The organism is Streptomyces sp. NPDC028314 (assembly GCF_055565795.1).
In genome coordinates, this window is sequence record NZ_JBVHTP010000004.1 from 378,283 (window position 1) to 401,131 (window position 22,849).

The following is a 22,849-nucleotide window of genomic DNA, read 5'->3' on the forward strand; positions in this document are numbered from 1 at the left end:
GCGGCGGCCGAGCCTCGCGGTACGCTTGAGAGTCGCCCCCTGCCCGCTTCACGAAAGACGCGTGATGTCCGAGTCGGTCTTCCCACAGCTCGAAGCTCTGCTCCCGCATGTGCAGAAGCCCATCCAGTACGTCGGTGGTGAGCTCAATTCCACCGTGAAGCCCTGGGAGAGCGCGGACGTCCGCTGGGCGCTCATGTACCCGGACGCGTACGAGGTCGGCCTGCCCAACCAGGGCGTCATGATCCTGTACGAGGTGCTGAACGAGCGGGAAGGCGTCCTCGCCGAGCGCACCTACAGCGTGTGGCCGGACCTCGAAGAACTGATGCGCGAGCACAAGGTGCCGCAGTTCACCGTCGACTCCCACCGCCCGGTCGGAGACTTCGACGTCTTCGGGCTCTCCTTCTCCACCGAGCTCGGCTACACCAACATGCTGACGGCGCTGGACCTCGCGGGCATCCCGCTGGAGGCCCGCAACCGCACCGTCGACCACCCCATCGTCCTCGCGGGCGGCCACGCGGCCTTCAACCCCGAGCCGATCGCGGAGTTCATCGACTGCGCGGTCATCGGCGACGGCGAGCAGGCCGTCCTCGACATGACCGAGATCATCCGCGCCTGGAAGGCCGAAGGCCGCCCCGGCGGACGCGAGGAAGTGCTGCTGCGCCTCGCCAAGACCGGCGGCGTCTACGTCCCGGGCTTCTACGACGTCGAGTACCTGCCGGACGGCCGCATCGGCCGCGTCGTCCCGAACCGCTCCGGCGTGCCGTGGCGCGTGTCCAAGCACACCGTCATGGACCTCGACGAATGGCCCTACCCGAAGCAGCCCCTGGTCCCGCTCGCCGAGACCGTCCACGAGCGCATGTCCGTGGAGATCTTCCGCGGCTGCACCCGCGGCTGCCGTTTCTGCCAGGCCGGCATGATCACGCGCCCCGTGCGGGAGCGAAGCATCACCGGCATCGGCGAAATGGTGGAGAAGGGCCTCAAGGCCACGGGCTTCGAGGAGGTCGGCCTCCTCTCGCTCTCCTCCGCGGACCACACCGAGATCGCCGACATCGCCAAGGGCCTCGCCGACCGCTACTCGGACGACAAGGTGGGCCTGTCCCTCCCGTCGACCCGCGTGGACGCCTTCAACGTGGACCTGGCCAACGAGCTGACCCGCAACGGCCGCCGCTCGGGCCTCACCTTCGCCCCCGAGGGCGGCTCCGAGCGCATGCGCAAGGTCATCAACAAGATGGTCTCGGAAGAGGACCTGATCCGCACCGTCGCCACCGCCTACGGCAACGGCTGGCGCCAGGTGAAGCTGTACTTCATGTGCGGCCTGCCGACGGAGACCGACGAGGACGTCCTCCAGATCGGTGACATGGCGGTCAACGTCATCGCCAAGGGCCGCGAGGTCTCCGGCCAGAACGACATCCGCTGCACGGTGTCCATCGGCGGATTCGTACCTAAGCCGCACACCCCCTTCCAGTGGGCGCCGCAGCTGTCGGCCGAGGAGACGGACGCGCGGCTGACCAAGCTCCGCGACAAGATCCGCGGCGACAAGAAGTACGGCCGCTCCATCGGCTTCCGCTACCACGACGGCAAGCCCGGCATCGTCGAGGGCCTGCTCTCCCGCGGCGACCGCCGCATCGGCGACGTCATCCGCGCCGTGTACGAGTCCGGCGGCCGCTTCGACGGCTGGCGCGAGCACTTCTCGTACGACCGCTGGATGGAGGCCGCCGAGAAGGCCCTGCCCGCCTACGGCGTGGACGTGGCCTGGTACACCACCCGCGAGCGCACCTACGAGGAGGTCCTGCCCTGGGACCACCTGGACTCCGGTCTCGACAAGGACTGGCTCTGGGAGGACTGGCAGGACGCCCTCGACGAGACCGAGGTCGAGGACTGCCGCTGGACCCCGTGCTTCGACTGCGGCGTGTGTCCTCAGCTCGACCTCGACATCCAGATCGGCCCCACCGGCAAGAAGCTGCTGCCGCTTTCGGTGGTCAACAAGTAGCAGTCCCGATGCCGTCGGCCCCGTCCTGGAACGGGGCCGACGGTGTCAGTGGGAGCTGTCCGGAAATATGTCCTGCTTGACGATCAGGCGCTCCTCGACATCCGGCGGGACGGCCAGCTCCAGAACGACCTCGGGCGCCCTCTGCCTGGGAATCTTCGTCCTGCGGACACGACAGGTGATCCCAGCGCGGCGCAGGTCTTCGGCCATCGATTCCGCACCGCCGCGTCGCCAGCGGTCGCCGAAGGTGTCGCCGACGAGGGACAGGCCCCACCGCGGCGCCGCAGGCCCGTGCCCGCCCGTGCCCGCCACGTACTCCCGCATTCGGACGGGCTGCGCGCCCAGTCTGGTCATGACCTCGGCGGAGAGTTGCTGGTACACCGATTCCGGTAGCGGCGCTCCCAAACCGCCGCCTGGACACTTTCGGCAGCGCAGGTAGGTGTAGGCGCGCTGTTTCACCGTGGTGGTGTGGACCGTCATGTTGGTGCCGCAGTCGGTGCACACCAGTACGCCCAGGAACTCGGTCGCACCCTTCGGCCTCCGGCGCGGCTGGTTCCTCGCCCTGCGGTCGAGAGCCGACTGCAGGGACTGCCACTCATCCCTGGTGAAGACCGGATCGGCCACCCGGACGGGCGCGCCGTCCCGGTCGTGGACCACTCTCGACCGGCGGACTTCCGCGTTCCTGTCCCCTTCGACGCGCAGCCCCATCAGTGCCGGATTCCGCAACCGCCGGAGCAGTGTCGCGGTGGTCCATCGACCGCCGCCGCCTGTAGGAATCCCTGCCCGGACGAGGACGGTCACCATCCGACGGGCCGGGACTCCACGCAGTGCCGCGCGGCGGCACCAGCGCAGAACGCGGCAGGCGCCAGGCTCGATGACCAGCTTGCCGCAGGGGTCGGTCGTGTAGCCGTAGGGAGGCTTCCCCACGAGCCAGTCCGATTGGGTCTTCGCGTAATTCCACAAGCTGGTGACGCGCGTGCTGGTGCCACCGGCCTCGAGTTCGGCGACACTGCCGATGACTCGCGCCATCTCTTTCCCCGCCGTGGTGGACAGGTCGATGGGCTCGTGCTTCGAGACCAGGTTCTTCCCGTGCCGTACGCACCACTCGATCATGACGCTGAGGTCGGTCAGGCGGCGGACGAAGCGATCCAGCCTCCAGAAGAGCAGTACGTCGAAATCGGGTGCCCGCTCGCTCAGCCAGTGTCCCAGTTGTCTGCTGTCTGCGCTTCCACGGTGGTACCCGGGTCGCGGAGACGTTCAGGTCGCTGGCCACGCCGACAATGCGGAAGCCTCTTTCCCGCGCCAGCAGTCGCAGATCGAGCTCTTGGCGCACGGGTGACGTGGTCTCGGCCGTGAGGGTCGAGAGCCTCACCGACAGGAGGGCGCGCGGGGCGTCCTGCGGCAGTGACCGCTCGTCGGCCCGCAGCTCGGCAAGGAGCGCGAGGTCGTTCTTCCGCCACTGGACACGCGGTGTGGTCCGCGCAGGTTCTGTGCTCACAGCTCTACCAACGAGGTACTGGGCCATTGGCGCTGACCGGGTAACACCTGGGTATCGAGAGGCCCCCGCCCGCAACGGTGGGGGCCTCTTCGCATGTCTTGGGGAGCATGGAACTCGACAAGACCCACCCGGCGGGCGGCGGCGAGGGCTGCCTCGTCGGCGTCGTCCGGATTCCCGTGAAGATCGTGGCCGTGCTCGTCGTACTGCCCGTACGGGTGGTCTGGGATCTCCTCGTCGCGTTCGGGCGCATGCTGCACCGGCGGGTGCTCGGGCCGGTGGGGCGGGGGCTGGGCTGGTTCTACGGGGCGGCCGTGCGGCCCGTGCTGCGCGGGCTGGGCCTCGTCGCCGCGACGCTGCTGCGGCTGGTCTTCGTGTGGCCCTGGGTCGGGCTGTGGCGGTACGTGCTGGTCCCGGTCGGCGGCGCGCTGCTGCGTTACCTGATCCGGCCCGTCGGGCAGGGCATCGCCTGGCTGCTCGGCTGCGCCTGGCGGTACCTGCTGCTGCCGCCGGCCCGGGGGATCGCCTGGCTGGCGGTCGCCCTCTACACCGCGGTGCTGACCCCCGCCGGGCACGGGCTCGCCTGGTTCCTGCCGCGGCTCCTGCGGGCCCTCGTCTGGCCCTTCGCCGCGCTGTGGCGGTACGTGCTGGTCCCGGTCGGGCAGGGGCTCGCCCAGCTGGGCCGCTGGATCCGGACCGCCCTGACCTGGCTGGGCAAGGCCCTCTTGGTGTGGCCCTGGGCCGCTCTGTGGCGGTACGTCGTGTCCCCGCTCGCGGTCGCCGCGTACCGCCATGTGCTCGCCCCCGTCGCCCGCGGACTGTACGCCTACGTACTCACCCCCCTGGGACACCTGCTGCTCGGAGCCTGGCAGCTGGCCGGCCGGATCAGCCGGGCCCTCGGGCGCGGGCTCGTCCTGCTGTGGCGCGCCCTCGTCGCCCGGCCCGCGAGGTGGGTCTACCGGTGGGTCGCCACACCCGTCGGGCACGTGGTCCGCGAGGTCTGGCGGACCTCCCGGGCCGCGGTGCGCGAGGCGCGGGCCGAGGTCAGGCGGGCGCTGTTCGGTACTCCTCCCCGGGAACCGGGGAGGTCACGGGCGCGTACTCTGGGTAGTACGACAGCCGCAGGCAACACGCCCGCCCCCGAGATCTCCCTGCACAAGCGGCAGGGGTGAGCCGGCCGGTGGGGCGTGGCCGGCAGGCTCACCAGACCTCAGGGCGACGCGCGAGCCGCGGAGCCCCGCACAAGGAGAAGAACCACTGGGCAAGCGACAGCCCGAAGGCCCGCCTCCCGCACCGGTGGTGCAGCGCATCCGACTGCGCTACACCAAGCGCGGCCGCCTCCGGTTCACCAGCCACCGAGACTTCCAGCGTGCCTTCGAGCGGGCCCTGCGCCGCTCGGAGGTCCCGATGGCGTACTCGGCCGGCTTCACCCCGCACCCCAGGGTCTCGTACGCGAACGCCGCGCCCACCGGCACCGGCAGCGAAGCCGAGTACCTGGAGATCGCCCTCGCCGAGGCCCGCGACCCCGAGAAGCTCCGCGAGCTGCTCGACGAGTCGATGCCGGTCGGCCTCGACATCGTCGACGCCGTCGAGGCCAGGACGTCCGGGCTCGCGGAACGGCTGACCGCCTCCGTCTGGGAGCTGCGCCTGGACGGCGTCGAGCACGCGGACGCCGAGACGGCCGTGGCCGCCTTCCTCGCGGCCGAGACCGTGGAGGTCCAGCGCCGCACCAAGAACGGCATGCGCACCTTCGACACACGTGGTGCGGTGGTCAGCCTCGAAGCACATCCTGCTCCGGCTGATAGGCCACTGGACAATGCCTGTGCGATACTGCGGCTGGTTGTTCGGCATTTGACACCTGCCGTGCGACCCGACGACGTCCTGTCCGGTCTCCGAGCTGTGGCCGACCTGGCGCCGCCGGTCCCCGCAGCGGTGACCAGGCTGGCGCAGGGGCTCTTCGACGAGGAGTCCGGCACGGTGACCGACCCGCTCGCGCCCGACCGCGAGGCTGTCACGGCCGCCCCACCCACGGCCGCCGTAGCCGCCGACGCGAAGGCGCCGGAAGGTCCCGCCGCGTAGGGATCGTCGTCGTCGCGCCGCCCTGGCACTCGGGAGCCACCTGGGTCGGGCAGCGCACAGACCTGAAGACTTCCGCCAGGCCGTACGGACAACACGTACGGAACCGGCGGCCATGAACTGAGCTCCCGTGTGGCGAACGCGCCCCGGAGGCCGGCTCCGCGCTCATTACGCGGAGCCGTGCCGGACCGGACGTCAGCCGCGGCGCCCGGGAGCGTGACGGGAGAACCGCCCGCAATGCTCAACAACGAAACTTCTGAGAACACCGCCGCCGGCAACGCCGACAGCGGAAGCCCGAGCGACAACCTGCCCCCGCGCAGGCGTCGCCGCGCCGCATCCCGGCCCGCTGGGCCGCCCGGCGCCACCGCCGCTGCCGCCGAGGTCGCGGCAGAGGCCCCGGCCGCCGCTCCGGCCGAAGAGGCCGCCCCGGCCGCCGCCCCGGCCCGTCCCCGCCGTCGTGCGACCCGCGCCGTCGCGGCTCCCGTCGCTCCTGAGGCCGCTGCCGTCGAGGCCGCGCCCGTGGTGGAGGCTCCGGCCGCCGCCCCTGCTGCTGTGGAGGAGCCGGCTGCTCCGGCTCCGCGTGCTCGTCGTCGTGCGACCCGCGCTGTCGCGGCTCCGGTCGCTCCCGAGGCCGCTGCCCCCGAGGCCGCGCCCGTGGAGGCTCCGGCTGCCGCCGCCCCTGCTGCTGTGGAGGAGCCGGCCGCTCCGGCTCCGCGTGCCCGTCGTCGTGCGACCCGTGCCGTGACCGCCCCGGCCGCTCCTGAGGCGGTCGTGGCTGAGGCCGCCCCCGTGGTGGAGGCTCCGGCCGCCGCCGCCGTGGAGGAGTCGGCCGCTCCGGCTCCGCGTGCCCGTCGCCGTGCCACCCGCGCGGTGACCGCCCCGGCCGCCGAGACCGAGGCCGCTGCCCCGGCTCCGGCCGCAGCTGCCGCCGTCGCCGAGGAGCCGGCCCCGGCCGCCAAGGCCACCGTGACCGTCGCCGACGCCGTGGACTCCCCGAAGCGCGGCGGCCGCCGCCGCGCCACCCGCTCCACCGCCGCGCCCGCCGCCCCGGCGGCTCCCGCCGCGCCCGCCGCCGAGGCCGAGGCGCCTGCCGCCGCGGCTCCGTCCCGGGCCGGCCGCCGTGCCGCGCGTCCCGCCGTGGCCGTCTTCCAGGCCCCGGTCTTCGCCGAGCCGATGTTCCAGACCCCCGAGACCGCGGCCATGGCCGCGGCGGCCGCCCGCGCCGCCGCCCCCGCCGACGAGGTCGAGGAGGAGGAAGAGACCGAGGTCGCGGCCGAGGCCGTCCAGACCCCCGCCGCTCAGCCGGCCGGCCGTCGCCGCCGCCGTGGCCGTGGCGCCGCCGAGCCCGCGGCCCCGGCCGCCGAGTCCGGCCCCGTGTCGCTGGCCGACGTAGAGCTCCACGAGGCCGAGGAGACCGAGGCCGAGGCCGAGGCCGCCGACCTCGACGAGGAAGAGACCGACGGCGAGCGCCCGTCGCGCCGCCGCCGCCGCGGTGGCCGTCGCCGCCGTCGCGGTGAGGCCGCCGACCTCGACGAGTCCGCCGAGGAGGAGGCCGAGGCCGAGGCCGAGTCCGCCGAGCAGGAGGCCGACGAGGAGGCCGCCGACGAGGACGAGGAGTCCGACGAGGCCGGCGCCCTCGGTTCCAGCTCCAGCCGTCGCCGCCGTCGTCGTCGCCGTCGTAGCGGTGACGGCGGTACGGACGCCGACGCGGCCGAGGAGGAGGGTGTGCGCACCGTCGTCAAGGTCCGCGAGCCCCGCCCGGCCCGCGAGCGCGCCGAGTCCCTCTCCACCTCCTCCGACGAGGTCCAGTCCATCAAGGGCTCGACCCGCCTGGAGGCGAAGAAGCAGCGCCGCCGCGAGGGCCGCGAGCAGGGCCGCCGCCGCGTCCCGATCATCACCGAGGCCGAGTTCCTGGCCCGCCGTGAGGCCGTCGAGCGCGTGATGGTCGTCCGCCAGGCCGGCGAGCGCACCCAGATCGGCGTCCTCGAGGACAACGTGCTCGTCGAGCACTACGTCAACAAGGAAGAGGCCACCTCGTACGTCGGCAACGTCTACCTGGGCAAGGTCCAGAACGTGCTGCCGTCGATGGAGGCCGCCTTCATCGACATCGGCAAGGGCCGCAACGCGGTCCTGTACGCCGGCGAGGTCAACTTCGAGGCGCTCGGCATGGCCAACGGGCCGCGCCGCATCGAGTCCGCCCTCAAGTCCGGCCAGTCGGTCCTGGTGCAGGTCACCAAGGACCCGATCGGCCACAAGGGCGCCCGCCTGACCAGCCAGGTCTCGCTGCCCGGCCGCTACCTGGTCTACGTGCCCGAGGGCTCGATGACCGGCATCAGCCGCAAGCTGCCCGACACCGAGCGCGCGCGTCTGAAGACCATCCTCAAGAAGATCGTCCCCGAGGACGCGGGCGTCATCGTGCGCACCGCCGCCGAGGGTGCGAGCGAGGACGAGCTGCGCCGCGACGTCGAGCGTCTGCAGGCCCAGTGGGAGGACATCCAGAAGAAGTCGAAGCAGATCTCGACCTCTTCGCCGAGCCTGCTGTACGGCGAGCCGGACATGACCGTCCGTGTCGTGCGCGACATCTTCAACGAGGACTTCTCGAAGGTCATCGTCAGCGGTGACAGCGCCTGGGAGACCATCCACGGCTACGTGAACCACGTGGCCCCGGACCTGGCCGACCGGCTGTCGCGCTGGACCTCCGAGGTCGACGTCTTCGCGACGTACCGGATCGACGAGCAGCTCGCCAAGGCGCTCGACCGCAAGGTGTGGCTGCCCTCGGGCGGCTCGCTTGTGATCGACAAGACCGAGGCGATGATCGTCATCGACGTCAACACCGGCAAGTTCACCGGTCAGGGCGGCAACCTCGAGGAGACCGTCACCAGGAACAACCTGGAGGCGGCCGAGGAGATCGTGCGCCAGCTGCGGCTGCGCGACCTGGGCGGCATCGTCGTCATCGACTTCATCGACATGGTCCTGGAGTCCAACCGCGACCTGGTCCTGCGGCGCATGCTGGAGTGCCTGGGCCGTGACCGTACGAAGCACCAGGTGGCCGAGGTCACCTCGCTGGGCCTGGTCCAGATGACCCGCAAGCGGGTGGGCCAGGGTCTGCTGGAGTCCTTCTCCGAGACCTGCGTCCACTGCAACGGCCGCGGTGTCATCGTGCACATGGAGACCCCGACCGTGGTCGGTGGCGGCGGCAACGGCAAGCGCTCCAAGCGCCGCGGTGGCCGTGGCCACGAGCACGACCACGAGATCGACTCCGTGGACAACGGCGAGGTCCTGGACGTCGAGGTCATCGAGTCCGAGACCGAGGAGGAGCTGGCCGCCGAGGTCGCCGCGCCGCGTGCGCTGCCCGAGCCGGAGTTCGTCGCGGACGAGGAGCTGTACAGCAGCCCGGCCGAGGCGGAGGCCGCGGCCGGTGTGAGCGGGCGTCGCAACCGCCGCCGCGCCACCCGTAAGGCGACCGCTCCGGCGGGCGCCCCGCGCGGTGCCGCCGCCGAGCGAGTGGCCGAGCCCCAGCCGGAGCGCGTGGCCGAGCCCGTGACCGCCGCCGCCCCCGAGCCGGTCGCTCCGGTGGCCCCGGCCGAGCCGGTGGCCGAGCCCGTCGCCGAGCCGGTGGCGGAGGAGGCCCCCAAGGGCCGTACGCGTCGCCGTGCGACCCGTAAGGCCACCGCCCCGGCGGGTGCCCCGGCGGCTGCCGCCGAGGCCGCCCCGGAGCCGGTGGTGGAGGCCGCCGCGCCCGTCGTCGAGCCCGAGCCGGTCGTGGAGGCCGTGGCCGAGCCCGTCGTCGAGCCGGAGCCGGCCGTCGTCGAGGCCCCGGCCGAGCCCGTGGCGGACGCCGCGCCGGCCCGTCCGCGGCGCCGTGCCACCCGTAAGGCCACCGCACCCGCCGGTTCCCCGGCAGGCGCGGCCGAGGCGGCCGTCCTGGTCGTCGAGGCGGCCCCGGTGACGGCCCCGGAGCCCGAGGCCGCCCCGGCCGAGCCCGAGGCCGAGGCTGACGCCGAGGTCCCGGCGAAGAAGGCGGCCCGCAAGGCCCCGGCCAAGAAGGCGGCCACCGCCGCGAAGAAGGCCCCGGCCAAGAAGGCTCCGGCGAAGAAGGCGACGGCCACCAAGGCCGCCGCGAAGAAGACCGTCGCCAAGAAGGCCGCCACCACGGCCAAGAAGGCGCCGGCGAAGCGGGCCACGAAGAAGACCGCGGCGGCGGAGCAGCAGACGCTCCCGTCCGTCTCGGCTCCGACCGAAGCCTGATCCGCGTCAAGGCAGTGGGCCCCGCCGAGCGGCGGGGCCCACTGCCCTGCGGGGCCCGGTTTGACCCTCCGGAACCGGCCCCGTAACCTAGACCGTCGGCATGTCCTAGATGATTTTCCGTCTAGTGCGCGTCGCGCTCCTGAGCACCTTCCTCCCTCGCACGACCGTGTACGCGTCTTCGCGTGCGCGTCGCAGGGGAGAGGCCGCTCGTCCAATCCGGATCACCGTGGGCCCCGGCCCGCGTGAGCGGCTGGCTTCAGGAGCATCCGTCCCGAGTGAGAGAGAGATCCGCGTGTACGCCATCGTGCGCAGCGGTGGTCGCCAGCACAAGGTTGCTGTTGGTGACATCGTTGAGGTTGACAAGATTTCCACTGCCAAGGTTGGCGACACGGTCGAGCTCTCGACCCTGCTCGTTGTCGACGGCGACGCCGTGACCAGCGACCCGTGGGTGCTGGCCGGGATCAAGGTTCAGGCCGAGATCGTGGACCACCACAAGGGCGCCAAGATCGACATCCTGCGCTACAAGAACAAGACCGGCTACCGCCGTCGCCAGGGTCACCGCCAGCAGTACACGGCGATCAAGGTCACCGGTATCCCCACGGCTGCGAAGTAAGAGGGACTGAGACATGGCACACAAGAAGGGCGCATCGTCCACCCGGAACGGGCGCGATTCCAATGCTCAGCGGCTCGGCGTGAAGCGCTTCGGCGGTCAGGTCGTTTCCGCTGGTGAGATCCTCGTTCGCCAGCGCGGCACCCACTTCCACCCGGGTTCGGGTGTCGGTCGTGGTGGCGACGACACGCTGTTCGCGCTGCAGGCCGGTGCCGTGCAGTTCGGCACGCACCGTGGCCGCAAGGTCGTCAACATCGTTCCGGCCGCCTGATCCAGCTCCTGCTGATCTGAAGCGTTCGTAACACCCCGAGGGCGGATCTCAACTCTTCCCGGCGCGAGCCGGGAAGAGAGGTCCGCCCTCGGCGCGTTGTCACATAGACACGTTTAATGGGCAGCAAGGCCTGCCCGGGACATTCCCGTATGTATCTGGAGGAACACCCATGACCACCTTCGTGGACCGCGTCGAATTGCATGTCGCCGCGGGTAACGGGGGCCACGGCTGCGCCTCCGTTCACCGGGAGAAGTTCAAGCCGCTCGGCGGCCCCGACGGCGGCAACGGCGGCCGCGGCGGCGACGTCATCCTCGTGGTGGAGCAGGCGATCACCACCCTGCTGGACTACCACCACAGCCCCCACCGCAAGGCCACCAACGGCAAGCCCGGCGAGGGCGGCAACCGCTCCGGCAAGGACGGCCAGGACCTGGTCCTGCCCGTCCCGGACGGCACCGTCGTCCTCGACAAGGAGGGCAACGTCCTCGCGGACCTCGTCGGCCAGGGCACCACGTACGTGGCCGCCGAGGGCGGCCGCGGCGGTCTGGGCAACGCGGCCCTGTCCTCCGCCCGCCGCAAGGCGCCCGGCTTCGCCCTGCTCGGTGTGCCCGGTACCACCGGCGACATCGTCCTGGAGCTCAAGACCGTCGCCGACGTGGCGCTGGTCGGCTTCCCGAGCGCCGGCAAGTCCTCGCTGATCTCGGTGCTCTCCGCCGCCAAGCCGAAGATCGCGGACTACCCCTTCACCACCCTGGTCCCGAACCTGGGCGTGGTCACCGCCGGCTCGACGGTCTACACGATCGCCGACGTCCCCGGCCTCATCCCCGGCGCCAGCCAGGGCAAGGGGCTCGGCCTGGAGTTCCTGCGCCACGTCGAGCGCTGCTCGGTCCTCGTGCACGTCCTGGACACCGCAACCCTGGAGTCCGACCGCGACCCGGTGGCCGACCTCGACGTGATCGAGGAGGAGCTGAAGATCTACGGCGGCGGTCTGGAGAAGCGCCCCCGCCTCGTCGTCCTGAACAAGGTCGACATCCCGGACGGCCAGGAGCTCGCCGACATGGTCCGCCCGGACCTGGAGGCGCGCGGCTACAAGGTCTTCGAGGTCTCCGCGGTGGCCCGTACGGGTCTCAAGGAGCTCTCGTACTTCCTCGCGGAGGTCGTCGCCAAGGCCCGCTCCCGCAAGCCGAAGGAGGAGGCGACCCGTATCGTCATCCGCCCGAAGGCCGTGGACGACGCCGGCTTCACCGTCACCTACGACGAGGTCGAGGACGTCTACCAGGTGCGCGGCGAGAAGCCGGAGCGCTGGGTGCGCCAGACCGACTTCAACAACGACGAGGCCGTCGGCTACCTCGCGGACCGGCTGAGCCGCCTCGGTGTCGAGGACGCGCTGAAGAAGGCCGGTGCCCGCGCGGGTGACGGCGTCGCCATCGGATCCGACGAGAACGCGGTCGTCTTCGACTGGGAGCCGACCATGATGGCCGGTGCCGAGATGCTGGGCCGCCGCGGTGAGGACCACCGTATGGAGGCTCCCCGTCCGGCCACCCAGCGCCGCAAGGAGAAGGACGCCAAGCGCGGCGACTCCGCCCAGCAGGAGTACGACGAGTTCCGCCCCTTCTAGAAGCCCCTTCCGGAAGCTCCTTCCGGGCGCCCCTTCCGGAAGTCCGCCCTTCCGGAAGGAGCCCCGGCCGTCAAGCGGGCGGACGGGGCCCTTGAGGCCATCTTTACCCGGGTCGCCTAGGATCCACCGGGTGACCAGCACCAATCCCGCCACCGTCTCCGTCGTGGTGATCGCGTACAACGACGCCGGGCTCGTGGGCGAGGCCGTTTCCTCGGCCCTCGCCCAGGGCCCGGTCGTCGAAGAGGTCATCGCGGTGAACGACGCCTCGTCCGACGGCACAGGGCGGGTGCTGGACGAGCTGGCCGCCCGCCACCCCCGCCTCAAGGTCGTGCACCGCACGGAGAACAGCGGCGGCTGCGGGACCCCGCGCAACGACGGGATCGCGGCCGCCACCGCCCCGTACGTGCTCTTCCTCGACAGCGACGACGTCCTGCCGCCGGGAGCCGCCGAGGCCCTGGTGCGCGCCGCCGAGTCGCACCGCGCCCCGGTCACCGTCGGCGCGTGCGTACGGCGCGAACTGCCGCAGCATCAGGACGTGCCCTGGGTACCGGGGTTGTACACGCCCGGCGACGTGATCGAGCGGCCCGCCGACCGGCCCGAGCTGGTCCGGGACACCCTGTGCGTCAACAAGCTGTACGAGCGCGCCTTCCTCGACGAGCACGCGATCCGCTTCCCGGACGGCCGCTTCACCTACGAGGACTTCGTCTTCACCGCCCGCGTCCTGGCCGCCGCCCCGCGCATCGCGGTGATCGGTGACCTCGTCTACGTCTGGCACGTGCGCCGCGGCGCCGCGCAGGTGTCGATCTCCCTCGACCGCAAGGACGTCGGCAACTGGCGCTCCCGGATCGAGGCCCACCGCACCGCCTCGCGGATCATCACCGGGTCCTCGCCGGAGCTGGGCCGGGCCTGCCAGGTGAAGTTCCTGGAGTACGACCTGCGCATGTACCTGCGCGAGCTCGGCAAGGACCCCGAGTACCAGGCCGCCTGGTGGACGGCGACCCGGGAGTACCTCGCCGGTTTCTCCGAGGCCGACGTCGAGGCCGCCGGGGCCCACGCGCGCTGGATCGTACGGCTGCTGCGCGCCACCCCGGTCCCGCCCGCCGACGTGGAGCGGCTCACCCGCTTCGCCGCCGAGCCCCCGCGCCTGCTGCCGCCGTACGCGACGGGCCCCGACGGGCGGCCGGTGTGGAGCGAGGACCTCCCGGTGGAGCTGGACCGGCTGGCGGAGCTGCCGACCGGCGAACTGCCGGTCACCGTCGACGCGCGGCTGACCGGTACGGCCGGGCTCCGGATCCGCGTGCACGACCTGTACGGGCGGCTGGCCGCGGCCGGGCCGCACACCGCCCAGCTGCGGTTCCTGGCCCGTTCGGGCGGGGACCCGGAGCTGGTCGATCCGGTGGAGCTGGGCCCCGCCGCGGACGGCGACGGCTGGACCGCCGAACTGCCGTTCCGCCTCACCGCCCTGGCGGCCGCCGGGCGGCGGCACGGCCGGCGCGGGATGCAGGCCTGGAGCGTGCAGATCGGCGTGCGGTGCGCCGACGGGAGCTCCCTGGTCACCTCTCCGCGCCCCCTCGACGACCTGCTGCGCCGTCGCGCGCTCGTCAGCAGCCGGTACGGTGTTCTGCTGGCGCAGCCGTACCGCACGGCGGCGGGCTCGCTGGGAGTGCGGCTCGCGCCGGGCGCGGCCGGGGCGCTGAGCTTCGTACGCAACCGGCTCGGCAGGGCAAGGGCAGCCCTGCGGTCGGACTGACAGCACGACGCCGGCCGGAGACGGCCGGCGGAATCGGACAGGACTCAGGAGACACGGCATGACTTTTCTGATCACCGGTGGTGCCGGGTACATCGGCGCACACGTCGTCCGCGCGATGATGCTCGCGGGTGAGAAGGTCGTCGTCCTCGACGACCTCTCCACGGGCAACGAAGACCGCGTCCCGGAAGGCGTTCCGCTGGTGATCGGCTCGGTCCTGGACCGGCTGACCCTGGACGAGACCCTCGCCCGGCACAAGATCACCGGCGTGGTGCACCTCGCCGGCAAGAAGCAGGTCGGCGAGTCCGTCGAGAAGCCGACGTACTACTACCACGAGAACGTGCAGGGCCTCACGGTCCTGCTCCAGGCCGTGGCCGCGGCCGGCATCCGCAACTTCCTCTTCTCCTCCTCCGCCTCCGTCTACGGGATGCCCGACGTGGACCTGGTCACCGAGGACACCCCCTGCCTGCCGATGAGCCCGTACGGGGAGACCAAGCTGGCCGGTGAATGGCTGGTCCGCGCCGCCGGCAAGGCGCACGGCATCTCAACCGCCTGCCTGCGCTACTTCAACGTGGCGGGCGCCGCCACCCCCGAGCTCGCGGACACCGGGGTCTTCAACCTCGTCCCGATGGTCTTCGAGCGCTACGACGCCGGCGAGGGCGCCCGGATCTTCGGTGACGACTACCCGACCCCGGACGGCACCTGCATCCGCGACTACATCCACGTCGAGGACCTGGCGGACGCCCACGTGGTGGCGGCCCGCAAGCTCGCCGAGTGGGGCGCGGCCGGGGAGTACAAGGACCTCACCGTCAACATCGGCCGCGGCGAGGGCGTCTCCGTACGGGAGATGGCCGAGCTGATGAACGAGACCACGGGCCACACCTACCCGCCCGTGGTCACCCCCCGCCGCCCCGGCGACCCCGCCAAGGTCGTGGCCTCGGCCGACAGGATCGCCGCCGAGCTGGGCTGGAAGGCGCGGCACGACGTCCGCGAGATGATCACCTCGGCCTGGGCGGGCTGGGAGGCCAACCGCAAGGGCGCCCTGCACCAAGCCGAGCGCTGACGGCCCCAGGGCCGCAGCCGCACGCGGCGAAGCCGCCCGCCCCCGGATCCGATCCGGGGGCGGGCGGCTTCGTACGTCCGGTGGCGCAGGTCAGCGCTCCAGGAAGGAGAACAGCTCCTCCCACCGGTCGGTGATCTCGGCGCTGGAGTACCGCTGAACGCGGTGGAAGGCGGTGTCCCCGAGCCGGTCCCGCAGTTCCCGGTCCGACATCAGGGCGTCCAGGTGGGCCGCCAGCTCCATGGTGTTGCCCAGCCGGGCCAGCAGCCCGTCCTCACCGTGCTGCACGATCTCCCGTACGCCCGGCGCGCAGTCGAAGGCGGCCACCGGCACGCCCGCGGCCATCGCCTCCAGCAGCGTGATCGGGAAGCCCTCGGCCCGCGAGGCCTGCGCGAAGACCGAGGCCTCGCGCAGCGCGCCCAGCACGTCGTCCGTGCTGCCCATCCACTCCACGGACTCGTCCAGGCCGAGCGAGGTGCAGTGCGCCCGCAGCGCGGGCGCCTCCACGCCCGCCCCGTAGACCCGCAGGACCCAGTCTGGGTGGCGCGGCGCGGCGTCCGCCCACGCGTCGAGCAGCAGGTCCATGCCCTTCTCGAAAGCGAGGCGGCCGACGCTCGCGACGACCTTGGCGGTGCGCGGCGCGGGGGAGTCCGGCATGAACGGCAGCGGGTTCGGCATGCTGTCGACGTTCTCCATGCCGGACCGGATCCACAGGTCCGCGTCCTCCGGGGTCAGCACCAGCAGCCGGTCGACCTCCGGGTAGAAGCGGCGGACCCGCTCGCCCCGGGTGGACTTCTGGCTGGCCTCGAAGGACTCGTGGCTCATGCCGATGACGCTGAGCCCCTTGGTGTCGGCCAGCGCCACCCACTCCATCGCCCAGACCTGGGTGACGATCACCACGGCACCCGGGCCGGCCGCCTGGAACAGCGAGCTCAGCACCTCGGCCTTGGCCCGCATCTTCGCGCGGCGGGCCGCCTGCCGGCGCCGCTCGGGCGCGTTCAGCCGGCCCTTGATGCCGTTCAGCCGGCGCGCCTTGGGCGGGTGCGCCTCGTACAGCGTCGTCGTCGCGTACGGGAGGTCGCGCGGCAGCTGCTGGCGGATCTCGTCGGCGACCGGCGCGATGCCGACGATGTGCACCCGGTGCCCGCGGTCGGTGAACAGCCTGGCCATCTGGTGCGACCAGGTGGTCACGCCGCCGAGCTCGTCCACGCTGTTGGAAACGAGGAAGATGTCACGGCCGCCCGCTGTCCCCACGGCAGCCTGCTCGTCGGCGCTCTGCTGGCTCACTTGCCGCTCCTGGTGAAGAACTTCTCGACGATCTGGCGGGCCGCGTCCCCGCGGTCGTACTCGCCGAACTCGGTCAGGAAGCGCTGGCGCGCCTCCGCGTACTTGGCGTCGGCCTCGTCGAAGGCGGCGAGGGCCTGCATCAGCTCGTCCGCCGTGGCCACGACCGGCCCCGGTGCCTTCTCCTTGAGGTCGAAGTACGTGCCGCGGATGTCGGTGGAGTACTTCTCGTAGTCGTACGCGAAGAACAGCATCGGACGGTCCAGCACGGCGAAGTCGAACATCACCGACGAGTAGTCGGTGATCAGCCCGTCGGCGAGCGCCAGCAGCGGGGTGATGTCGTGGTGCCGGGACACGTCGATCACCCGGCCGGCGACCGACGGCGGCAGCGAGACGCTGTTCAGGTAGTGCGTGCGCACCAGCAGGGTGAAGCGGTCACCGAGCCGGTCCGCGAACTCCTCCACGTCGAAGGGGAACTCGAAGCCCTCGACCGTGCCGTCGGTGTTCGCCCGGAAGGTCGGCGCATACAGCAGCACCTTCTTGTCCGGGTCGATGCCGAGCTCCGCCGCGAGCGGCCCGCGGATCCGCTCCCCGGTCTGCGCCTCGGCGCTGTGCGCCGCGACCAGGGCGTCGTTGCGCGGGTAGCCGGTGCGCAGCAGCACCTCGTCGCGCAGCCGGAAGCCCTTGGCGAGGGTGCGGGTGTCGTGCTCGGAGCGGATCAGGAAGTGGTCGAAGCGGTCGACGGCCGCCTGGAAGCGGTCCTGGCCCGCCTTGCCCTGCGCCTTGGTGCGGGGCTCGTGGAAGCCCATCCGCTTGAGCGCGGAGCCGTGCCAGGTCTGGATGTACGTGGTCCCCGCGCGCTTGGCCAGCGCCAGCGGGAAGCCCTGGTTGTCGACCCAGTACTCGGCCTGGGCCAGCGCCCGCAGGTACGGCCAGCTCCAGCGCCGGACGAGGGTGGCCTCCTTGGGGAAGCCGGTGGGCTTGCCCGCGTACGACCAGATCGCCTCGAAGGGGACGCCCTGGCGGACCATCTCCTCGTAGATCGCCTTCGGGCTGTCGCTGTACTGCTTGCCCATGTGGCTCTCGAAGACGACCGTGCCCTTCTTGACGGGCAGCTTCGAGAAGACCTCGTGGTAGACCTTCACCTTCTGCTCGCCCGAGCCGAGGTTCCGGCGCGCCTTCAGGGCCCGGCGCAGGCTGCGCTTGACCACGCCGGCGGCCTTGCCGTGCATCGCGCTGTTGATCAGCGTCTGGGTGCGCACGGCGGCGGCGCCCTCGGCGGTCAGGACGTAGGAGAGGTTGCCCTTCTTGGTCACCTCCGGCTCGAAGCGGTCGGAGACCAGCCGGGTCAGCCGCGGGCGCACGCGCAGCCGGGCCGCCGACTCCATGTCGACCCCGCCGACCGAGACCCGGGTGGTGATCCGGTCGCGGCCGGCCGTCAGCTTCAGCCGGACGTCCCACACGGCGTCGATGATTCCGAGGGGGCGGACGGTGCTGCCGACGTCGGCCTTCACGGTCCACTCGATCGTGTCACCGGCGTGGCGCACGGTTGTCACCGGGAAGCTGAACGAGCGCACCCCGATCTGGCGGCGGGCCCGGAACTCCAGCGAGGCCTTCAGCTCGGCACCGGCCTCGATCCGGCCCAGCGGGTTCACGAGCGCGCCGGAGAGCGTGACGGTGCCGCGCCCGTCGTCCTCGTACGAGGTGAGGCGGTTGCCCAGGGTCAGCGAGCCGAGAGGGGTGGTGTGGAAGCCCTGCTCGGTGACATCCAGTATCCGGCGGGCCTCGGCGGCGTCGGCCAGGTCGGGGCCGTCGATGTGTTCGGCGCACCAGTAGACGCGCCCGTCGCGCTCCGCGAGCGGGGACGACAGCCGGCCCTTGTTGGTCATCGCGTCGGCGGCCGGGAGCAGGTTGTCCCAGTCCTCCTTGCCCAGCAGGTAGGCGCAGATGGCCTGGAGGTAGGTGACGTTCTCGTACGCCGCAGGGTCGATCCCCGCCAGATAGCCGTTGGCGAGGCGGGCGAACTCCTGGCGGTAGGCGTCACCGAGCAGCGGCAGGTCGCGCAGGTGCAGCACCAGGTCGTGCTTGAGGAACTTGGCGTCCTTCGCGGACTTGATCTCCGCGTGGCCCTTGGCGGCGAGCAGCTCGTCGACGCGGCGGTGGATCTCCATCCGGTGGACGAAGTTCGCGATCTCGTGGCGCCGGTTGCTGATCGACTTCGCTTCGGCCTTCTCGACCACGTTCCAGAAGTACACGTGGTTCGGGATCAGCGTGATGCGGCGGGCGGCCACGTAGGCCTGCGCGGAGAACAGCAGGTCCTCGTAGTGGATGCCCACCGGGAACTCCAGGCCCTGCTCCAGCAGGAACGAGCGCCGGTAGCACTTGTTCGTGGAGAGGGTGTCGTACACCAGCAGGTCGGGGTACTCGGTGATCGACTCCAGGGTGCGGGTGTGCGAGTAGATCCACGGGTACCACTCGGTGGTCTTGCCCCACCGGTTGTCCAGGTGCACACGGACGCACATGCCCGACACCAGGTCGGAGCCGGTGCGCTCGGCGGCGGCCAGCATGTTCCGGCAGGCGTTTCGTTCCAGCACGTCGTCGCTGTCCAGGAACATGACGTACGTACCGGTGGCCTGCTTGATGCCGTGATTGCGCGGCGCGCCGCAGCCGCCGCTGTTCTCGGGCAGCTGGAAGGCGCGCACTCTCCCCGGATGCGCCGTTTCGAGTTCCTTGGCGACCGAGAAGGAACGGTCCTTGCTGCAGTCGTCCACGATCACGACTTCGACCCCGTGCAGGGTTTGGTCCAAAACCGACTGGACGGCTGTCGGCAGACGCTCTGCGTCGTTGTAGACGATGACGACCACGGAGACGTCAGGCACGTGCACCTCGATCCCTAAGTTCCATTCCGCTTATCCCGTCAAAGCTACCGTGTACCGCACGCGACTCAGGCAGGCCGACCCTCGGCGTGCATACTTCTAAGGAAGAGGTGAGTGGCGGGTCCGGTCGTCGACAATCACCCGTTCGGATCCAGCAGGAAGTGTTCATGACGAAGCTGTCCGTAGTTGTCCCTTGCTACAACGAAGAGGCCGTCATCGACAGCTTCGACGTGGAGATCCGCAGGGTTCTGGACGCCCTGCCCATCGAGTACGAGGTCTGCTACGTCGACGACGGCAGTCGCGACGGCACCCTCGAAAAGCTCCGCAAGATCGCCGCCGCGTACAGCGACCAGACGCGCTACGTCTCCTTCAGCCGGAACTTCGGCAAGGAGGCGGGCATGCTCGCCGGGCTCCGCGAGGCCACCGGCGACGCCGTGGTGATCATGGACGCGGACCTCCAGCACCCGCCCGAGCTGATCGCCACCATGCTCGACTACTACCGGCAGGGCCACGACCAGATCATCGCCCGGCGCACGCGCGAGGGCGACAAGAAGGTCCGCTCAGCGCTCAGCCGCCTCTACTACCGCGGCGTCAACCGCTGGGTCGACGTCGAGCTCACCGACGGCGTCGGGGACTTCCGCTTGCTGTCGCGCCCGGCCGTGGACGCCCTGCTGTCGCTGCCGGAGTACAACCGCTTCTCCAAGGGGCTCTTCTCCTGGATCGGCTTCGACACCGTCCACTTCGACTACCGCAACGCGCAGCGCGAGGCCGGCGAGACGAAGTGGAAGTTCGGCTCCCTGCTGAACTACGCCATGGACGGGCTGATCTCCTTCAACAACCGGCCGCTGCGGATCGGGATCTGGCTCGGCGTGTCGCTGGTGGCCCTGACCGGCCTGTACGCCCTGTGGATCACCGTCATGGCGATCACCAACGGCGTCGAGTCCCCGGGATACGTCACTCTCGTGGCGCTCATCACGGGGCTGGGCGGCGTACAGATGATCATGCTGGGGCTGATCGGCGAGTACATCGGCCGCATCTACTACGAGACCAAGCGCCGCCCGCACTTCCTCGTCAAGGAGGCGCACGGCGCGGAGCACGTCCCGGGCGTGTCCGAGGCCGTCGTCGCGGAGCGCAGCCCCCGATGACCGAGAAGACCCCGGTGACGGAGAACACCCCGGCGACCGAGGATCCTGCGGTGACGGGGAACACCCCGGCGACCGAGGACCCTGCGGTGACGGGGAACACCCCGGTGACCCCGGACACCGCGCCGGCCCCGAGCAGCCGGCGGGACCAGCTCGGCCAGATCGTCCGCTTCGCCCTCGTGGGCGGGGTCAACACCGGCACCTTCTTCGGCATCTACCTGCTCCTGCACCCGTGGATGCCGTACTTCGCCGCCTACACGCTCGCCTTCCTGCTGTCGATGGTCGGCTCGTTCTTCATGAACACCTACTTCACCTACCGGACCCGGCCCACGTGGAAGAAGTTCGCGCTCTTCCCGCTGACGAACATCACCAACTACGTGATCCAGTCGGTCGGCCTGTACGCCCTGGTCACCTGGGCCGGGATGGACACCCGGATCGCGCCGCTGGTCGCCGCCGTCGTGGCCATCCCGTTCACCTTCCTGCTGTCCCGCAAGATCCTGGTCCCGGGTACCGCCCGGGCCGCGGAGCCGGAGCCGGTCCGCGGCTCGTCCACGCTCTGAAACCCGCGAGCGGCCCCGCCGGGCCACCCCGTAGATTGAGGTCCCGGCACCTCCCGCAGAGGTGCCGGGGAACCATCAGGCAAGGGGCAAGGGGACAGACGTGTCAGCGGCTAGGCAGAGCGTCGTGGACGCCCGCAGGATCGTGGTCAAGGTCGGCTCCTCCTCCCTGACCACCGCCGCCGGAGGGCTCGACGCGGACCGGGTCGACGCGCTGGTCGACGTACTGGCCAAGGCCCGCAGCGGCGGCGAGAAGGAGATCGTCCTGGTCTCCTCCGGCGCCATCGCGGCCGGACTCTCCCCGCTCGGCCTGCGCCGTCGCCCCAAGGACCTGGCCCGTCAGCAGGCCGCCGCCAGCGTCGGCCAGGGCCTGCTGGTCGCCCGGTACACCGCCTCCTTCGCCCGCTACGGCGTCCGCGTCGGCCAGGTGCTGCTGACCACCGACGACACCAGCCGGCGCGCGCACTACCGCAACGCCTACCGGACTCTGGACCAGCTCCTCGACATGGGCGCCCTCCCGGTCGTCAACGAGAACGACACCGTCGCCACGGACGAGATCCGCTTCGGCGACAACGACCGGCTCGCCGCCCTCGTCGCCCACCTCGTCCGCGCCGACCTGCTGGTGCTGCTGTCGGACGTGGACGGCCTCTACGACGGGGACCCCTCCCTCGCCGGCACCACCCGCATCGACGAGGTGCACGGCCCCGAGGACATCGCCCACGTCTCCATCGGCAGCGCCGGAAAGGCGGGCGTGGGCACCGGCGGCATGGTCACCAAGGTCGAGGCCGCCCGCATCGCCGCGGCCGCCGGCATCCCCGTGGTCCTGACCTCCGCCAGCTACGCCGCCGACGCCCTGGCGGGACGCGCGACCGGCACCCTCTTCCACTCCACGGGCCGCCGCTCGGCCGACCGGCTGCTGTGGCTCCAGCACGCGTCGACCCCGCAGGGACACCTCGTACTGGACGACGGGGCGGTCCGCGCCGTCACCGAGCGCGGCAGCTCGCTGCTGCCCGCCGGAATCGCCGCCGTCGAGGGCGAGTTCGTCGCCGGGGACCCGGTCGAACTGCGCTCCGCCGACGGCCGGGCCGTGGCCAGGGGCCTGGTCAACTTCGACGCCAAGGAGCTCCCGCAGCTCCTGGGCCGCTCCACCCGAGAGCTCGCGCGGGAGCTCGGACCCGCGTACGAGCGCGAGGTGGTCCACCGTGACGATCTGGTCCTGCTGCAGGGCTGAGGTTCGGCAAAACCGCCGCGCGGTCGGCCAAGGACTGGTCAACTGTGAGGGGCGGACACGCGTAGCGCAGACAGGAGGCGGCTGGTGAGACGAGCGCTGACCAGCGTCGGCACCGGGGACGGTGACGGCGGCGTTGGCGGGGGCGGATGCGGGGACGAGCCGGACGCCTCCCGCCTCTGGCACGTCACCCTGAGCGTCTCCGGCAAGCCGGCGCCGCTGTCCGAGGTCCGGCGCGGGCTGGAACAGCTCGCCCACGACCACCCCTTCCTGCTGACCAGCCGGTACGCCGACGACCACGCCGAGATCCGGTACTGGGAGGAGGCCCGCGACCTCCACGACGCGGCGGCCGTCGCCCTCCGGCTCTGGGGCGAACACCGCTCCTCGGCGCAGCTCCCGCCGTGGGAGATCGTCGGCCTGGAGGTCATCGACCGCGCGACCTACCACCAGCGCGTGGCCGAGGGCTACGGCCCGCCCCCGGCCCACCCGGTGGGAGTGCACCCGTATTAGACGCGCCGCTCGTGCATTACGCGCGCCGCTCGTGTACTACGCGCGCGGCTCGGCGCGGGGGCGCCTCCCCGGCTTCGCGCCGCTGCGCCGGACTCCGTCCGTCGTGCGCGGGGCGGGGCCGGTGCGTGTGGCCAGTCCGTCGT

Annotated in this window: 16 protein-coding genes; 13 read left to right on the plus strand and 3 right to left on the minus strand. The window is 71.5% G+C overall.

Features of this window, described 5'->3' with window-relative positions; translation table 11 throughout:
• The first annotated feature begins 61 nt into the window (after positions 1–61).
• Positions 62–1,990: a TIGR03960 family B12-binding radical SAM protein gene (locus ACZ4TG_RS12630; RefSeq protein ID WP_468161947.1), complete on the plus strand. Its 1,929-nt coding sequence runs from the start codon at positions 62–64 to the stop codon at positions 1,988–1,990.
• Positions 1,991–2,035: 45 nt separating this feature from the next.
• Here ACZ4TG_RS12630 and ACZ4TG_RS12635 read toward each other — a convergent pair whose 3' ends face one another.
• A complete protein-coding gene (locus ACZ4TG_RS12635) occupies positions 2,036–3,196 on the minus strand; it encodes a recombinase family protein (RefSeq protein WP_468162112.1) in 1,161 nt (386 codons plus the stop codon).
• Between the two features lie 396 nt (positions 3,197–3,592).
• On the opposite strand from ACZ4TG_RS12635, the gene ACZ4TG_RS12640 reads away from it, so the two are divergent.
• The 8 genes from ACZ4TG_RS12640 (at position 3,593) to galE (ending at position 15,112) form a co-directional block, all read left to right on the plus strand.
• Complete coding sequence (locus tag ACZ4TG_RS12640) at positions 3,593–4,654, plus strand: hypothetical protein (RefSeq protein WP_468161948.1); 1,062 nt, start codon at positions 3,593–3,595, stop codon at positions 4,652–4,654.
• Positions 4,655–4,781: 127 nt separating this feature from the next.
• Positions 4,782–5,561, plus strand: a complete 780-nt coding sequence (locus ACZ4TG_RS12645; RefSeq protein WP_468161949.1) for a TIGR03936 family radical SAM-associated protein — start codon at positions 4,782–4,784, stop codon at positions 5,559–5,561.
• Between the two features lie 234 nt (positions 5,562–5,795).
• On the plus strand, positions 5,796–9,806 hold the full coding sequence (locus ACZ4TG_RS12650; protein WP_468161950.1) for an Rne/Rng family ribonuclease: 4,011 nt from the start codon (positions 5,796–5,798) through the stop codon (positions 9,804–9,806).
• 292 nt (positions 9,807–10,098) lie between these two features.
• Entirely contained in the window at positions 10,099–10,419 is a 321-nt protein-coding gene (gene rplU / locus ACZ4TG_RS12655) for a 50S ribosomal protein L21 (protein ID WP_030159347.1), read from the plus strand.
• 13 nt (positions 10,420–10,432) lie between these two features.
• Complete coding sequence (gene rpmA / locus ACZ4TG_RS12660; protein ID WP_030027134.1) at positions 10,433–10,687, plus strand: 50S ribosomal protein L27; 255 nt, start codon at positions 10,433–10,435, stop codon at positions 10,685–10,687.
• Between the two features lie 169 nt (positions 10,688–10,856).
• Positions 10,857–12,302, plus strand: coding sequence for a GTPase ObgE (obgE, locus tag ACZ4TG_RS12665; protein ID WP_468161951.1), 1,446 nt, complete (start codon positions 10,857–10,859; stop codon positions 12,300–12,302).
• 130 nt (positions 12,303–12,432) lie between these two features.
• Positions 12,433–14,052, plus strand: coding sequence for a glycosyltransferase family 2 protein (locus tag ACZ4TG_RS12670; RefSeq protein ID WP_468161952.1), 1,620 nt, complete (start codon positions 12,433–12,435; stop codon positions 14,050–14,052).
• A gap of 58 nt (positions 14,053–14,110) precedes the next feature.
• Positions 14,111–15,112 carry a UDP-glucose 4-epimerase GalE gene (gene galE, locus ACZ4TG_RS12675; protein WP_468161953.1) on the plus strand — a complete coding sequence of 334 codons (1,002 nt, stop codon included), beginning with the start codon at positions 14,111–14,113 and terminating at the stop codon, positions 15,110–15,112.
• A gap of 90 nt (positions 15,113–15,202) precedes the next feature.
• Here galE and ACZ4TG_RS12680 read toward each other — a convergent pair whose 3' ends face one another.
• Together ACZ4TG_RS12680 and ACZ4TG_RS12685 are read right to left on the minus strand one after the other, a co-directional pair.
• On the minus strand, positions 15,203–16,396 hold the full coding sequence (locus ACZ4TG_RS12680; RefSeq protein WP_468161954.1) for a glycosyltransferase: 1,194 nt from the start codon (positions 16,394–16,396) through the stop codon (positions 15,203–15,205).
• Positions 16,393–19,278, minus strand: coding sequence for a bifunctional glycosyltransferase/CDP-glycerol:glycerophosphate glycerophosphotransferase (locus ACZ4TG_RS12685; RefSeq protein WP_468161955.1), 2,886 nt, complete (start codon positions 19,276–19,278; stop codon positions 16,393–16,395). The genes ACZ4TG_RS12680 and ACZ4TG_RS12685 overlap by 4 nt, the downstream gene beginning before the upstream one ends.
• A gap of 158 nt (positions 19,279–19,436) precedes the next feature.
• Between ACZ4TG_RS12685 and ACZ4TG_RS12690 the strand changes: the two genes are divergently transcribed.
• The 4 genes from ACZ4TG_RS12690 (at position 19,437) to ACZ4TG_RS12705 (ending at position 22,706) form a co-directional block, all read left to right on the plus strand.
• Complete coding sequence (locus ACZ4TG_RS12690; RefSeq protein ID WP_468161957.1) at positions 19,437–20,414, plus strand: glycosyltransferase family 2 protein; 978 nt, start codon at positions 19,437–19,439, stop codon at positions 20,412–20,414.
• Positions 20,415–20,518: 104 nt separating this feature from the next.
• On the plus strand, positions 20,519–20,971 hold the full coding sequence (locus tag ACZ4TG_RS12695) for a GtrA family protein (RefSeq protein WP_468162113.1): 453 nt from the start codon (positions 20,519–20,521) through the stop codon (positions 20,969–20,971).
• Between the two features lie 100 nt (positions 20,972–21,071).
• Positions 21,072–22,199, plus strand: a complete 1,128-nt coding sequence (gene proB / locus ACZ4TG_RS12700; RefSeq protein ID WP_468161958.1) for a glutamate 5-kinase — start codon at positions 21,072–21,074, stop codon at positions 22,197–22,199.
• 81 nt (positions 22,200–22,280) lie between these two features.
• Positions 22,281–22,706, plus strand: a complete 426-nt coding sequence (locus ACZ4TG_RS12705) for a hypothetical protein (RefSeq protein WP_468162114.1) — start codon at positions 22,281–22,283, stop codon at positions 22,704–22,706.
• Positions 22,707–22,849 lie beyond the last annotated feature (143 nt).